At 65.6% G+C, this 15,497-nt stretch carries 10 protein-coding genes; 4 read left to right on the forward strand and 6 right to left on the reverse strand.

Features of this window, described 5'->3' with window-relative positions; genetic code table 11:
* Positions 1 to 35 precede the first annotated feature (35 nt).
* Complete coding sequence (locus tag ACTU6V_RS06090; protein ID WP_443475202.1) at positions 36 to 458, reverse strand: hypothetical protein; 423 nt, start codon at positions 456 to 458, stop codon at positions 36 to 38.
* A gap of 130 nt (positions 459 to 588) precedes the next feature.
* Positions 589 to 2,856 carry an Ig-like domain-containing protein gene (locus ACTU6V_RS06095; protein ID WP_443475203.1) on the reverse strand — a complete coding sequence of 756 codons (2,268 nt, stop codon included), beginning with the start codon at positions 2,854 to 2,856 and terminating at the stop codon, positions 589 to 591.
* Between the two features lie 169 nt (positions 2,857 to 3,025).
* Here ACTU6V_RS06095 and rraA point away from each other — a divergent pair, with 169 nt between their 5' ends.
* Positions 3,026 to 3,493 (forward strand): ribonuclease E activity regulator RraA, encoded by a 468-nt coding sequence (gene rraA, locus ACTU6V_RS06100; RefSeq protein WP_443475204.1) that lies wholly within the window; start codon positions 3,026 to 3,028, stop codon positions 3,491 to 3,493.
* Between the two features lie 87 nt (positions 3,494 to 3,580).
* Here the strand turns inward: rraA and ACTU6V_RS06105 are convergent, their stop codons facing one another.
* Both ACTU6V_RS06105 and truA read right to left on the reverse strand, forming a co-directional pair.
* Positions 3,581 to 4,249 carry an endonuclease/exonuclease/phosphatase family protein gene (locus ACTU6V_RS06105; RefSeq protein ID WP_443467454.1) on the reverse strand — a complete coding sequence of 223 codons (669 nt, stop codon included), beginning with the start codon at positions 4,247 to 4,249 and terminating at the stop codon, positions 3,581 to 3,583.
* Between the two features lie 10 nt (positions 4,250 to 4,259).
* Positions 4,260 to 5,102, reverse strand: coding sequence for a tRNA pseudouridine(38-40) synthase TruA (gene truA / locus ACTU6V_RS06110; protein WP_443467453.1), 843 nt, complete (start codon positions 5,100 to 5,102; stop codon positions 4,260 to 4,262).
* On the opposite strand from truA, the gene ACTU6V_RS06115 reads away from it, so the two are divergent.
* The 3 genes from ACTU6V_RS06115 (at position 4,997) to ACTU6V_RS06125 (ending at position 12,253) form a co-directional block, all read left to right on the forward strand.
* The gene (locus tag ACTU6V_RS06115; protein WP_443475205.1) at positions 4,997 to 5,881 is read left to right on the forward strand and encodes an acyltransferase family protein; all 885 of its coding nucleotides are present in this window, start codon (positions 4,997 to 4,999) and stop codon (positions 5,879 to 5,881) included. The genes truA and ACTU6V_RS06115 overlap by 106 nt on opposite strands.
* Positions 5,882 to 7,156: 1,275 nt before the next feature.
* Positions 7,157 to 11,296 carry a DUF5979 domain-containing protein gene (locus tag ACTU6V_RS06120; RefSeq protein WP_443475206.1) on the forward strand — a complete coding sequence of 1,380 codons (4,140 nt, stop codon included), beginning with the start codon at positions 7,157 to 7,159 and terminating at the stop codon, positions 11,294 to 11,296.
* 141 nt (positions 11,297 to 11,437) lie between these two features.
* Positions 11,438 to 12,253: a DeoR/GlpR family DNA-binding transcription regulator gene (locus ACTU6V_RS06125; protein ID WP_443475207.1), complete on the forward strand. Its 816-nt coding sequence runs from the start codon at positions 11,438 to 11,440 to the stop codon at positions 12,251 to 12,253.
* Positions 12,254 to 12,258: 5 nt separating this feature from the next.
* Here the strand turns inward: ACTU6V_RS06125 and ACTU6V_RS06130 are convergent, their stop codons facing one another.
* Positions 12,259 to 13,203: a carbohydrate kinase family protein gene (locus ACTU6V_RS06130; protein WP_443475208.1), complete on the reverse strand. Its 945-nt coding sequence runs from the start codon at positions 13,201 to 13,203 to the stop codon at positions 12,259 to 12,261.
* Positions 13,204 to 13,253: 50 nt separating this feature from the next.
* Entirely contained in the window at positions 13,254 to 15,233 is a 1,980-nt protein-coding gene (locus ACTU6V_RS06135) for a bifunctional aldolase/short-chain dehydrogenase (protein ID WP_443475209.1), read from the reverse strand.
* Positions 15,234 to 15,497: the final 264 nt, after the last annotated feature.

Genomic DNA, 15,497 nt, shown 5'->3' on the forward strand with positions numbered 1-15,497 from the left:
ATCGCGCGGTCGCGGGTCCAAGACCCGCTCCTGCTTCAGCCTTCGTTCTTGAAGGTGTCAATGTAGACGATGAAGCCCGTCGTCGAGACCTGCGCGGTCTTGTCGCGCAGCAGGAGCTCCTCGAGCTCCTCGACGGTCATGGCGTTGCGCTTCGCGACGATCTCGATCTTGTCTCCGAGAGCATCGATAGCTTCCTGGCCGCCCATGGGCTCGGGGAGGACTGCTCCGGTGAACGGGGATGGCGACGGCTGCACGGTGCCTTCTTCTGTGTCAATATTCGGATCGGCCGGCGCCGAAGTCTCGGGCTGGGCAGACGAGGACGGTCGGGCGGATGCTGAAATCTGGCCACCGCGCGTCGCGGACACGACGACGATGATGGTTCCCACAACGATCACGACAGCGACGATCAGCAGCGCGATCGTGAGTCCTCGACTTCGACGTCCTGGTTGGTCTGTCACGTCAGCCTCCTGGCGAGCGGCATCCTGCGGTGGTGCGAACGGCCCCTCATCATAAGGATCCTTTCTGAGATCTGGCGAAAAAAAGGGGCGAGGACCAGTTACCCGATCCCCGCCCCTTCAGTCAGACGACTCAGCTCTCCGAGGAGAGGTGCTTGCGTCGTGCGTAGACGGCCAGGCCTGCTCCGATGAGGAGCAGCACACCGGCCATCGCTGCGAACGGCGTGGCGTTGAAGTCGCCACCGGTCGTAGCGAGGCTGTCGCCGCCGTTGCCATTGCCGTCGCCGTTGCCACCGGTGCCGCCGGGAGCTGCCGCAACCGTGAACGCGACCGCTGCGCTGTCGTCGGACGTGATCCCGCCCAGCGACTGGACCGCGACGACTGTGTAGGTGCCGTCAGCGAGCGCTCCGGTCAGGTCAACAGACCAGGTGCCGTCCGCCGCGACGAGGGCCTCGGCGAAGACCTCCTTGCCGTCGGCGTTCCGCACCGTGACGATGACCGTGGCGCCGGCAACTCCGGTGCCGCCGATCGTCGGGGTGGTGTCACCCGTCGTCGATCCCGCACCGGGCGTCGTGATCACGGGAGCCGCGACCGGAGCCGGAGGAGCGGTCACAGTGACCGAATCGGTGCCGGCGATCTCGATGCCATCGATGGTCTGCGAGGCGGTGATCACGGTGTTGCCGTACTGGCCCACTGTGACAGCAGCGGCCCAGTCGCCATTGCTGTCAGCGGTCACTGTGTCGACGACCGTGCCGGCGATGGTGAGCGTCACCTGGGCACCGGGAGTTGCGGTGCCGGTGACGTCGATCTCGGATGCTCCTGCAACAGCAGCACCGTCAGCGGGAGTCTCGATCACGATGGGGTCGGTGGCGAATGCGTCGGCAGTGCCCGAGAGCGTGAAGTTGCCGAGGCTGCCGTACTTGACGTAGCCGTTCGCGTTGTCGGGTGTCGCAGTACTCGGGTCACCTGTGCCGACTCCTTCGACCGACAGGTAGTATGTGCCGGCGGCGAGACCAGTCTCGGAGATCGACGCGTTCAGGCCCGAGGCCGTGCTGATGCTGACACGCGCTGCCGCCGGGTCGTTCTCTGCGACGATCGCGCCGGCTGCGTTGGTGAGGGTCAGCTTGGCGTCGAGGTTCGGCCCGATCTCGGCGACCGACACCTGGGCGGTGAGCTCGCCACCGATTGTGGTCAGTGCGAACACATCGACGTCCGTTGTGGTCTCGATGACGCTTGCGGCCTCGAAGGTGTCGTCAGCGTTATCGAGCACCGCTGCCGTGGCGGGCGTGTCGCCGACGGTGTCGGCAGCGTAGTTCGCGCGATCCGTGTAGGTGAAGTTGAGCGTGAGCAGTTCGCCGATCGGGTCGCAGGTGCCGTCAGGATTCGAGGCGCGGTACTGGTCACCAGGCTGAGGGTTCGCCGGGTCACCCGAGAGCACACACACCCTGCCCTCGTACGGGGTGCCGTCCGACAGCGTGACGTTGATCAAGTAAGCAGCCGCCGCATCGCGATCGGTGATGGTCGCCAGGTCATCCTGGGTGTTGGTCGCTCCGGCGTAGCCGCCGGCGGACCACTGGGTCACAGGCGTGTAGTAGCCGGCGCCCATGATCGGTGCCCACAGGCCCTGCGTCGGTATGTAGTACTCACCGTCGGTGGAGCCTGCGATGCCGTCGTGCCCGAGGCCGAAGTTGTGTCCGGACTCGTGCGACGCGATCTCGGCGATCTTCTTGGCGTCGCCGCCGGAGCCCTCGGTGAAGACGAGCGCACCGGACATGTACTCGGAGCCTACAGCGTTCACCCAGGCGATACCGCCGGAGCCTGCAGCGGCCGGAAGGACGTCGGTGTAGGAATCAGTGATGATGACGTGAGCGCCGTACTCGTTATCGCCAATGGACGTCTTGTACAGCGCGTCGGGGCTCGGGCGCGTGGTCGTGACGTTCACGTTGAATGGTGCGTAGTCTTCGGAGACAGCGGCCCAGACAGCGGCCTTGTCCGGCACAGTGCCAGCGGCGAACGCCAGCGAAGGGATCTCCGCGTAGGCGTTCCACTGTGTGCCCGTCAGCGTCTCGCCATCGAAGTCGAGGTACACGGTGACCGGTGCGCCAGGACGCGAACCTGCGGCGGGGGTGCTGGGGATGGGGGCGCCTTCAGCCTGAGGCAGGTTGAAGAGCGAGAGGCCGTGGGATTCGTGCGCCTCGTCGACGTAATAGAAGAAGCCCTGATCCGAAACGCTGATCAGCTCGGCCGTTTCCTTGGCCTCGATCTCTGCGGCGGAATCACCGGTGCGAGCGGCGGCGAGCTCGTACTTGTCTGCGGTGATGTTGAGCTCGACAGGCTCGGCCGAGTCGTCAGCGGATGCGGGAAGAACCGCTCCGCCGAAAGTGAGGGCTGTAACGCCCACGGTAGCCACGGTGGTGGTGAGCCACCTGCGGTGTATCGATTTCAAGTTCAATTCCCCCCGAGTATGCGACAAGCGCCGCTAGAACAGTCAACGTTGGTCAAGATAGCAACTTCCCAGGTAAATCACACAAGTTGCAGGGGGATAGAGCTGCCCATGCGAAGATACCTGCATGACCAAAGCCACCGCAGATCTCTACGATGAGTTCGGCGAAGACCTCCAACCGACCTCGATGCAGTTCCGCTCGATCGGCGGACGCTCGGCCTTCGACGGGCCGATCCGCACGATTCGCTGCTTCGAGGACAACGCGCTCGTCAAGGCCGCACTCGCCACGCCAGGCGACGGCGCCGTGCTGGTCATCGACGGCAGCGGTTCGCTGAGCACCGCGCTGATGGGCGACATGATCGCCGAGTCGGCCGTCCGCAACGGGTGGGCCGGCGTTGTCATCCACGGGGCGATACGAGACAGCGTCGCCATCTCGCACCTCGACCTCGGCGTGAAAGCTCTCGGGACGAACCCTCGCAAGAGCGCAAAGCGCGGTGCCGGCGAGATCGATGTCGACCTTGCATTCGGGGGGATCGTGTTCCGCGTCGGCAAGCACTTGTATGCCGATGAGGACGGAATTCTCGTCGAGCGCTGACCGCCGAAACCAGTTCAGGTCGCGAACTATGCCGTTTTCGTGAGGTCAGAGCGACCCCTTTCGCGACCTGAACAGTGGGTAAGAGCGCTAACCGATGGTGGTGGTCACCAGAATCGGGCGGTGATCGCTCGATCGCTGAGGCAGGGTCTGGATGCTGTCGATGCGGAACCCATCCGAAGTCGCGAAGTCGTAGTGCCCTTTGAAGACCCGATACCGCGTGTAGGTGCGATCGTCGCTGAGCGTGAGGGTGTACCCGTGATCGCGGACCGTCTGCCCGAGATTCTCTTTGAACACCGGGTAGTTGTAGTCGCCGACCATGAGCAGCGGCAGGCCTGCGCCCATCGACTCGAGCTCGGTCAGCGCGGCACGGATCTGGTTGCGCCGCAGCGAGTTCAGCGCGGTCAGCGGCGCCGCATGGAACGATGCGACGATCAACTCCTGGCCGTTGTCGATGTCCTGCAGCCGTACCCCGAGCACGCGCTCGTGCGCGGGCTTAAGCATCCGATCGTGGAGTGACTTCTTCAGCCCGAACGTGCGGATGTCCCGCAGCCGGAAAGTGTTCTTCCGGTAGTACAGCGCGAGTCCCAGGCGGTTGCCGTGTGTGGCATCGGCGAGGGCCAGACCGCTGATCTCGTCGGGCAGCGCGTCGACATCGCACTCCTGCAGACACAGCAGATCGGGCGCGTACTGGTCCACGAGCTGCTCGAGCTCGGTCGCGGCGCGATGCTTGCGCAGGTTGTACGAGATGACCTTCACGTTTGCCACGCTACTCGGTGTCGCGCCGCGCGCGGGTCTGCTCCGCCCTGGTGGCGAGCAGGTCGTCGGCGGGATACCCGACCTCGGTCAGTGTGAGCCCGCGTGCGGCCAGCACCTTGAACGCGCTCGTGCGCTCCAACGCATCGCGAAGAACGGCGAGATCCGAGACATCGAGGCGCTGCTCGCCGACAGCCGCGCATGCACCGACGAGCGCGCGCACCATGCTGTGGCAGAAGGCATCGGCTTTGACCTCCGCGACGAGAACGCCATCGGCATCCCGCGCCCAGCGGTAGTCGAGCAGGGTGCGGATCGTCGTCGCGTCGTCGCGGGCCTTGCAGTACGCGGCGAAGTCGTGGAGTCCGATGAGGGAGCGTGCCGCGGCATCCATCGCCCGGGCATCCAGAACGCCCCGGATGCTGGTGGTGTCGTGCCTGCGCGCCGGATCGTAACCGGCGGCGTCGTCAGCGAGCCGGTAGCGATAACGGCGCCACACCGCCGAGAAGCGCGCGTCGAAGCCCTTCGGCGCGAGCGAGGAGCGGTGCACGACGACGTCGGGGTACGCGCCGAGCACGCCGCGCATGCGGCGTGCGATCGTCGCGGCCGGGTCGGATGCTGCGCGCCCGTGGCGCGATTCGATGCGCGCCCATTGCTCGTCGTCGAGATCGACGTGGGCGACTTGCCCTGCGGCATGCACCCCGGCATCCGTTCGTCCGGCGACGACGAAGCGCACGTCAGAGCCGACGATACGTGCGAGAGCGGCCTCAAGAGTGCCCTGCACGGTGCGCAGGCCGGGCTGCGTCGCCCACCCGCGAAAATGCGTGCCGTCGTAGGCGATGTCCAGACGAATCCTCACGTGCCCAGCCTAAGCTGGAGCTTTGGTTTCGCCCCGATCTATCCGCGAAGTCGCCCTCCTCAGATGCTGAACCAGACTTCGTCATCAGCGGCTTTCTGATCACCTCTCTTCTGCTGCGTCCGTCGAGGCTCGGGCGGCTCGGTTCGCCGCGCCGCCTCGTCGATTTCTGGCGGCGACGCGCAAGACGGCTGATCCCCGCTCTCGCGGTCGTCGTCACGGTCTGTGCGACGGCGGCTTGGATGCTCGGCGGCGACCTGCTGGTGGGCATGGGGCGCCAGGTGCGGGGAGCTGCGATCTTCAGCTACAACTGGCTCGCTGTCGCCGATGGCACCGACTACTTCGCGGCGACCGCGCCTGAGCTGTTCCGCAACTTCTGGTCGCTGGCGGTGGAAGAACAGTTCTACGTGGTGTGGCCGCTGCTTCTTCCGCTCGTGCTGCTGATTCCAGGGCGCTGGCCGCGCGTCGCACTCATGCTCGTCGCCGCGGGTGGGTCGGCGTCGTGGATGGCGCAGCTCGTCGCGTCCCGTGATGTCACCCGCGCCTACTTCGGGACGGATGCGCACGCCTTCGGCCTGCTTATCGGCATCGCGCTGGCGCTCGCCGTCACGAATATGTCGGAACAGGAATGGATGCGTTCGCAGAATGCGCGCGCGGTTGCGCTGCTCGGGGGAGTGGTCGGGCTGTCGGCGATCGTCGTGGCGGCGGCGCAGCCCTCGCCATCTTCGTCGGTATCTGGCCCGGTTCGTGGTTCGGGCGCGGCCTCGATGTCGCACCGCTGAAGTGGGTCGGCGATCGTTCGTACGGCATCTACCTGTGGCACTGGCCGGTGCTCGTGCTGATGCTCGTCGGCACCCAGGGCTTCGGGCCTGAAGCGGGCATTCCGGTGTGGACCGGAATCGCTGCGCTCGTGGTTTCAGTGGCCGCTGCAGCGCTGTCGTACCGTTTCGTGGAGCAGCCGTTCCGCCGATACGGATTCCGTCTCGCGCTGCGCGCGCTCGGTCGGCGGATCGCGGGCACTCCGCTCAGCAGGTTCAGCGGAATCGCAGCGATGGCGGTCATGCTGGTCGCCATCGGCGGCACGACCGCAGCGATCATCAGCGCGCCGCACACGACAACCGCGGCGGACGCGATCACTCGTGGGCAGAATGCCTTGGGCGAGGCCACCACGACACCCGCGCCCACACCTGCTCCAGCCCCGGCCGAAGACCAGATCGTGATTCCGGCCGGCACCGAGATCACCGCGGTGGGGGACTCGGTCATGCTGGCCTCTGCGCCGGCACTGCTCGAGCAGTTCCCCGGCATCGCCGTGGACGCAGAAGTTTCGCGGTCGATCTGGGCGGGACCGGACATTCTGCAGAGCCTCGCCGCGGGCGGTGCGCTCCGCGAAAACGTCGTGGTCGCACTCGGCGCGAATGGTCCCGTCGATAGGGATGTGCTCGAGCAGATGGCGCAGATCGCCGGAGCGGATCGCAACATCATCCTCGTCAACGCGCATGCGCCACGAGACTGGATTCCCGGCGTCAACGCCGATCTCGAGGCGTTCGCCGACAGCCACCGCCGCGTCTGGATCGCCGACTGGTCGGGCGCCATCACCCCGCATGAGGGTCTCCTCGCCGGTGGGCGAGTGTTCGCGGCATCCGTCGAGTCCGCGCTTGTGAACATCGAGAAGAGTCGCCTGCGCGCCGGGACGGACTTCGTTAACGCCACCTCTGGTCGCGCTTCGCGCGTGCCGTTCCCGGAGTAGCCGCGCGTGCGCGCCCTCACCCGTGCCGACGCACCGTTCCCGGAGTGAATGCACCCGTAAGGATCCGCTGGGTGTAGAGCATTCGCAGCGTATTCTCAAATCGGCATGCGACGGCGGTCGGATTTGTACCTGCGCTGAACTAACTCATAAAATTAGACCTTTGCGTCGTCTCGGAGAAACTTCGGCTGACGGCGCCTGTTGGGGACTAATAGGGGAGAAGCACTTCGTGCAGGCTGAGAAGTACATTCGAGCGCGCCATAAAACCGGTGCCGCACGTCGAGGGAGTTTGATCCGACGGATCGTTTCGGCCGTGGGCGCGGTGACGCTTACCGCCGTCGGGCTGGTCGCGCTGCCGGCTACGGCGATGGCGGCCGCGAACAACGCCATCGTGGTCGATGCGGTCACCACGGGTGGCGGTACGGGAGTCGATGGACAGCTGGTGATCGGAGACACGATCGAGATCAGCGGAACCTGGGACGCGTCTGCCGCTGACCCGCACAAGGACGACATCTTCATGATCGGGCTTCCGCAGGAGCTCAACATCCCCACGGATGTTCCGTTCAATCTGACGGGGCCGCGTCCGGATGGATCGACAGCGATCTGGGCGATGTGCCTGGCGACTGCCGGGGTCGATGAGGTCGTGTGCACGCTCACTGACGAGGTCGAGGCGAACCCCGAACTGGTTGGGGGAACGTTCTCGTTCGATGTCAAGGCCGTCGAGGCGACGACCGAGAAGGCGCTTGAATTCGACTTGAACGGCTCGACCTCGCTGGTCGTTCTTCCCAGCGGCGGTGGCATCGACGATGGCATCGTGATTCCAGACAACTGGGACAAGTCCGGTGCGATGAACGCCAACAACTGGTCGATGACGTGGACGATCAACCTCCCCGGCGCGAGCCTGCAAGGGCACGATGTCGTCAACATCGCCGACACGCTCAGCGCCAACCACGTCCTCTGCGCAGCTCCGAACCTCAAAGTCGAAACGGTCAGAGGAAACAACGTCGTCGATGTCACATCCATCGCTGCCATCGCAGCGGGCACGGGCGGGGCGGACTTCAACATCGTCCTCACTGCTCCAGGCGCAGGGTTCGACCCGAATGTCACCTACCGCATCACGTACGAGACCTGCACGACCGATGGTCAGATCGATCCTGCGGGCACCGAGTACACGAACGAGGCGTCGATCGACATCTGGGGCAACGCCTCATCGGGAATCCAGGGTGTGACGTCGAAGCCGTGGCGCATGGACCTCACGAAGTCGGGCAGCGTTCTCGACGGCAAGGACCGCAACGGCAAGATCGCGTGGACCGTCACCGTTCCTGGCAGCCAACTCGTGGGCAAGAACGGCTTCAGATTCACCGAGAAGCTCGGTGCAGGCCATGAGCTGTGCACCGACACGATCACCGGCATCAAGATCACCGAGCGCTACGGACCGAGCAGTCAGATCGTCAAGGACGTAACTCCTCTTCTCACGCCGACTGTCGTCTCGTCCTCGACGCAGGGTTTCGAGATCCAGTTCACGATCAATGACACGGACTTCGCATTCAAGGCATCCGACTACCGCTACATCGTGACGTACGACACCTGCGTGACCGACAAGAATCTGCCGGCGGCGGGCACGGCGTACACGAACAGCGTGGACGTCGACGGAAAAATTGCCGGTACCGAGGCCAAGGTTCCTGGCCGCACCGACGAGAAGGGCGGCTCGATCAACACGAAGGCCGTCACGCTCGATGGCGTCGACTACCTGCCGCAGACCACGATGAACTGGCAGATCACGGTTCCCGGTGAGCGCCTCGTCGGCCTCACCGGCGACCTCACCGTCACCGACACGCTCTCCAGCGCGCACCAGGTGTGCACGGCAGGAGACCCGACGGGCGGCCTGAACGCACGCCTCGGCCTGAAACTCGAAGCACGCGACCAGATCTCCAACGGCGGGCTCAAGACGGTCGACCTGACCGACACGGTCACGGCCGCGCAGGATGCCGATGACGCGCAGAAACTGACATTCACGGTTCCGCAGCCGACGCTCGAGCAGCCGGATGGCACGACGCAGACCGGTTTCAGCCGCGAGTACCAGTACGTCATCAGCTATACGACGTGTACGACGACTGGCGGCATGGATGCTCCGGGCACGACATACGGCAACACGGCCACCGTCAACGGCAAAACTTATGAGAAGTCGGTGACGCAGAGCAATCGCGGGAGCGGCTCCGGTTCGGGCGTGCCGCGCGGCTCGATGGCGATCAGTAAACTGATCGCCGATACGCCGGGTGCGGCTTTCGTGCCAGCGGATGCGATGTTCACCGTGCATGTGCAGGAGTTCGACCCGAGCGGCACGATGCAGCTCGAGTACGACCGTCAGGTGCCGTTGAACGGCGACGCGGTCAGCGGACCGAACTCGCGCGGCACTGGCTGGACCGCCAAGATCACCGAGCCGACCTTCCCTTCGATCCCCGGCGTCGCCTTCGGAACTCCGGTCTTCACCGAGAGCGCCGGCGTCATCGTCAGCGATGGGGGAACAGTAGCCACGGTCTCCCTGGCCCCGGGCAAGAACATCGCCGTCGGTCTCACCAACACCGCGCAGCTGGGGTCGCTGAGCATCGTCAAGGCCGTGACCGGTGGGGCGGCAGCGTTGGTCGATGACGCGAAGAACTACAAGGTCACCGCGAAGATCGACACGAGCGCGCTGGGCGCGACTTTCCCCGCGCAGCCGGACCGCGTGGTCGATCTGACCGAAGGCGCGCCTGCCACGTTGAGCGACCTGCCGATCGGCGCGGTCGTCACCTTCAGCGAGGCAGCCCCGGCTAATGATGATCGGCTCACCTGGGGGACTCCGGTCTTCAGCCCGCAGAGCGTGGCCATCACCGCCGCGCATGCGTCGGCACCGGCATCGGTCGCTCTCACCAACTCGGTCGAGCGCACGGTCGGCACTTTCTCGCTCGTGAAGACCGTGACCGGCGAGCAGGCCGCGAATCCGGCCGTCCCCGCCAGCGTCACCGTCACGGCGACCTGGGACGAGGAGGGCACGGAGGGCACGAAGACGCTGACGGTTCCCACCGATGGCACTCCGTTGCCGCTCGGTGAGAACCTGCTCATCGGTACCGAGGTCACGCTCTCCGAGACGCCGCTCAGCGACGGCTCGAGCATCGCTTGGGGGTCGCCGACTTGGTCAGGAACCGGAGTGACTGTCGAAGGCAGCGACGCGGTCGTGACCATCGGTCGGGATGCTGCCGCCACCGTCACTCTCGAGAACCACGCGGCGACCTCTGTCGCGGGGCTCAACCTGATCAAGGGCATCGCTGGTGAAGCGACGGGCGAGGTCGACTCCGACACCGAGTTCCCGGTCACGGCGACCTGGACCGACGGTGAGGGCATCGAGCAGTCGAAGAACATCACGATCAACGCGGTGGAGCCGACGCTGCTCGGCGATGACTTCCTCGCGGGTACCGTCGTGATGATCACCGAGGGCGAGCGCCCCGGTATCGACACGGTCATCTGGGACTCGATCACGATTACGGGCGATGGCGTCACCGACAACGGTGACGGCAGCGCGGAGATCATCGTGTCCGACCAGCACACCGACGCGACGCTGGTGACGGTGACGAACGAGGCGACATGGGCGCCGGGCACCTTCAATCTCGCGAAAGACGTCTCGGGAGTCCTGCTGAACAACTCTGATGTTCCGGATGAGGTCTTGGTGACGGCGTCCTGGTTCGAAGACGGCGAGCCGTTCGCGCAGGATGTCACGGTCCCGACCAACGGCACGGTCGTGCCGTTCGGTGGCGACCTGCCGCACGGCACCGAGGTGACGCTCACCGAGCACGCGCCGGTCGACGGCGCGGCATTCACGTGGGATGCTCCGATCTGGGATGCCGTGGGCATCGTGCTCCACGGGGACGGCAGTGCGACGATCACGATCGGCGCGGCGACCGACGTCGACGTGGTGCTGACGAACAATGCCACAGCGTCGCTCGGCAGCCTATGGGTGCGAAAGACGCTCTCGGGCGACTCGGATGTCGTCCCGGCGGATGTCGTGTTCCCCGTCATCGCGACGTGGACCGACCTCATGGGCGAAGAGCAGCGGGTGACGCTCGACCTCAAGGCGGGAACGCCGGGAGTGATCGAGGGCCTGCCGCTGGGCACCGAGGTCGCCCTCACCGAGGATTCCGCGACCGGCCTGCCCGCGAACGCCAAGTGGCTGGGTGCGGTCTGGTCGAGCGAGTCCGCGGACGTCGCGATCGACGGGGAGGGCACCGAGGTCGTGGTGACAGTGACCGGCGAACCAGGCGTGGATGCCGAGATCTCGCTCGACAACGAGTTTGAGAGGATCCCGGATCTCGCCACCACCGGTGGAGGCCTCGTCCCAGCGGGTCTGATCGCGGCCATGATGGCGCTGATCGGTGGCGGTGCGCTGCTGCTCATTAAGCGTCGCCGGCTGGAGGCCTGAGCAAGACGGCAATAGCTGTGGGGCGGTACGGATTCCTCCGTGCCGCCCCTTCGCGCATTCATCGATGCAAGGCATCGCGTATTCTGGAGAAAGATCGCCAGGTTCGATCGTCAACTCATGAACACCTACTGAGGAGTGTCAGTGTCTGATTCCGTCGCTGTTGACGGTGGAGCCGATGCGAGGGACCCGAACACGGTCACCAACAAGGCCGCACGGCTCGCTTATGTAACCAATCTCGTCAATCAGGAGGGCTTCGTCGGCGTCGACGCGCTCGCCGATGAACTCGGCGTGAGCCGCATGACGATTCACCGCGACCTCGACGAGCTCCAGCGGCTCCGCGTGCTGCGAAAGGTGCGCGGCGGGGCCTCAGCTCACCGGTCCACGCAGTTCGAGAGCGACCTGCTCTTCCGTGCGCGATCCTCGGTGCACGAGAAGCGGCAGATCGCGGCGGCAGCCGCTGAGCTCATCTCCGAGGGCGACGTCATCCTTCTCGATGACTCGACGACCACTCTGGAGGTCGTGCCCTTCCTCGAGAACTACGCTCCGCTGACGGTCATCACCAACTTCCTGCAGGCGATGCAGAAGCTCACGAGTGCACCCGAGATCAACCTGATCGCTCTCGGCGGCGAGTACGAGAGTAGGTATCAGGCCTTCCTCGGCATGATCTGCGAGCGCACGCTGGCAGACCTGCACGCTGACATCCTGTTCGCGTCGTCCTCCGCTCTGCGCGGAACAGACGTCTATCACCAGGATCAGAGCGTGGTGACCGCGAAGCACGCGATGATCCGCGCGGCCGAGAAGCGCGTGCTTCTGATCGACTCATCGAAGATCGGGCAGAGTGCCCTGCACCGCGTCTGCTCGGTGACCGACTTCACGCACGTCGTTCTCGACGATCAGGCGGACGAGGGCACCCGTCGCCTGATCGAAGAGACCGGCGTGCAGCTCATCATCGCCTGATCCGCTCAGCTGTGGCGCGGATGCTCGTGTCGGAAGGCCTCTACTTGCGCGCGGTCGACGATTCCGGCATCCGAGCCCAGCCCTGTCGCCACGAGTGACCCGCAGGCCAGTCCCAGCGTCGCCGCCTCGCCCAGCGACTCCCCGGCCAGAAGTCCCGCGATGAAGCCGGAGGAGAACGCGTCGCCGCATCCGGTCGTGTCGACGACGTCGACATCGAATGCGGTCTCGAGGATCTCTTCCCGGCCCTTCTCGGCGATGCTGACGCCGTCGCCGCCCATGGTCAGCACCGAGCATCCTGCACCGCGATCGTGCAGCCACTGGATGATCTCTGCGCGGTCCTCTGAGCCGACGAGCCAGCCGGCCTCTTCGATGTTCGGCATCACGTAGTCGACGAACGGCAGGCTGGGTGCGAGCATCTCCTGCGCATCGTCACGCGGACTCATCAGGAAGTCCATGGTGACGGTCACGCCCAGGCTCTTTACTCGCTCGAGGACGCGTGCCATCGGTTTGCCGTCAAGGCCCGGGAGGATGAAGACGCCGCCCATGTGCAGGACCTTCGCCTGAGCGACGAGATCCCAGGGGATGTCATCCTCGGTGAGGTCGGCGTTGGCGCCGATGACATGCAGCGCAGGCCGTGAGCCGTCAGGGCGGATGGGCAGCACACTCGACGAGGTCTGGCTGTGCGGTGACACCGTGAGCCCCGAGACGTCGATGCCTCTGGCTGCCATGCTGGCCGTCACGAACTGTCCGATGCTGTCATCGCCGACCTTGCCGACGGTGCTCACGGAGACGCCGAGCTTCGCCAGGTCGACGGCGGTGCCGGCCGCAGTGCCTGCCACGCTGAGCTTGATCTTCTCGATGATGCCCAGCTGCTGCCCGGCGGGAATGGCTTCGACGGGCCAGGCGTGCACGTCGCCGATGTGGGCTCCGAGGGTGATGACATCGCTCATTGTGGGGTCTCCTTCGACTTGGTACGTGAAAACGGGTGGGCGGGCGCGCGTTACACGACGCGTTCGTTGCCGCCATCGATCGGAATCTGGCTACCCGTCGTGGCCTGGAAGACCTCGGTGTTCATGGTCGCCACGAGCCTACCGACGAGGTCGCTCGTGACCTCGGTGCTCAGCAGATTGCGTCGCTTGTACTCGTCGACGGTGAGGCCGTACTTGCTCGCGCGCTCGGCGAGCAGTTCCTCGGTCCACAGCGCCGTGTCGAAGACGGCATCGGGGTGCACGACGTTGACGCGGATCCCGTCGGAGGCCCACTCCAGCGCCGCCACGCGGGCGAGCTGCGTCGCCGCGGCCTTCGACGCGGAGTACGCCGAGGCTCCAGGCCCAGGAGCTGCAAGGTTCTTCGAGCCGACAAGGGTGGCGCGTCCGTAGGGGACGGCCCGTGCGAGGTAGGGGTGAGCGGCGGCGAACAGCGTCTGCATCGCGTCGACGTTGATCGACATCGTCCGCTTCCACTCGTCGGCGGAGACATCGACGATCGGCGCGCTCTGTGCGAACACCCCTGCCGCGGCGATAAGCATGTCCACGCCGCCGAAGCGCGAGGCCGCCTCGGCCAGCGCCCGTTCGACCGCGCCCTCATCACGGACGTCGACCTGCAGCCCGAGCCACCCGCGGTGCGAGAAGGTGTCGGCGACGGAGTCAGAGACGTCGATTCCGACGACGTTCGCACCGGCCTCGAGGAGCGCGGCGACGCACCCGCGCCCGATGCCGGAGGCGGCTCCCGTGACGACGGCCGTCTGCCCCTGCAGCGCGGGGCGCTTGCCGGCCTTTCGGAGCTTCGCCTGCTCGAGGTCCCAGTACTCGATGTCGAACAGCTGCCCGGCATCCAGCGGGGCGTAGCTGCCCAGGGCCTCACCGGCGGTGAGGATGTTCAGCGTGTGCACGGCGATATCGCGGACCTGATCGGCCTCGGAGAGCGTCTTACCGACCGTCACCAGACTCCAGCCGTCGTCGAGCACGATTCGCGGGGTGGGATCGAGGATCTCCAGCGGCTCGTGCGCGCGATGCTTGTTGGTCTCGAAGTACTCCTCGTAATCAGCGACGTAGGAATCGACGTCGCGTCCGATCAGGGGGAGCCGCTTGGTGCGGATGATGTGGTCAGGGGTGGCGGGTCCGCGGGTGGCGAGGTGCGCGGCGTCCTCGCGAGAGAGGAAGCGGTCCACGGTGTCAGCATCCGATGCCGACACGACCATGGGGCGACCGGCGGCGGCGCTGAGCTGCTTGCGGAAGGATGCCAGCTCATGCGCCTGCTCGACCGGCAGGCTCTTCCGCGTCAGCGAGGGGTCGCCGGTGGGAACGACGGCGCCGCGCTCGGTGAGATACGCCTCCGCGCGAGTGAGGAGGTCGACGTGCCGCGCGTACGCCTCCTGCATCGTGTCGCCGAAGGTGAACAGTCCGTGATTGAGGAGAACGATCCCGACCAAGTCGTCACGGCCCTGCTCTTGCCACATCACCGCGCACAGCCGCGCGAGGTCGAAGCCCGGCTTGACGTAGGGCACGACGAGAACCGAGTCGCCGAACACCGCGTGCACGTGAGCCTCAGGCTCCGGCTGATTCGTCAGCGTCACGATGGTGTCGGCGTGCGAGTGCAGCACAGCGCGATGGGGGAGCAGGGCATGCAGAAGAGCCTCGATCGACGGATCGGGAGCGCTGGCGTCGATCAACGCGCATCGCAGCTCGTTGACGAGGATCGGATCGGGGATCACCTCGACGGTGAGCAGTTCCCTCAGACGCTCCATCCGGAGCGCGGCGAACCCGGGGCGCTCGATTGTGCCGAGATCCCATCCGCTGCCCTTGACGAACAGCACATCGACCTCGCGCCCGGTGACGTCGGTCACGGTGCCCTTGATGGACGAGTTACCCCCGCCGTGCAGAACCAGATCCGCATTGGAACCGAGCAGCCGACTGCCGGCGACGGCTTCATCGAGGGGATCTGCGAAGGGGGCCGCGCCGTCGCGCCATTCGTTGTGCACGCTTACTCCTTGGGTGGGCATCGGGACGCGATGTCCAGACATGTTTTACCAGATGTTATATCTAACATACACGGTGAAATCCTAACGTTGTGAGATTCTGGGCGCTTTTGCGACGATGCTGTGAAGTTGCCAGACGCGCCCGGCGTTGTGACGCAATCGATATGGAGGCAGGCGGCGCACAAAAAACCCAGATAAAACTCTATAAAAACCGGATGCTTCTGGTGTCGGCTCTCGCATGCTCGGATGAGGGTTTGCGAACGTGAG

The sequence above is a fragment of the Microbacterium zouquanmingi genome (assembly GCF_052266675.1).
Lineage (GTDB): Bacteria > Actinomycetota > Actinomycetes > Actinomycetales > Microbacteriaceae > Microbacterium.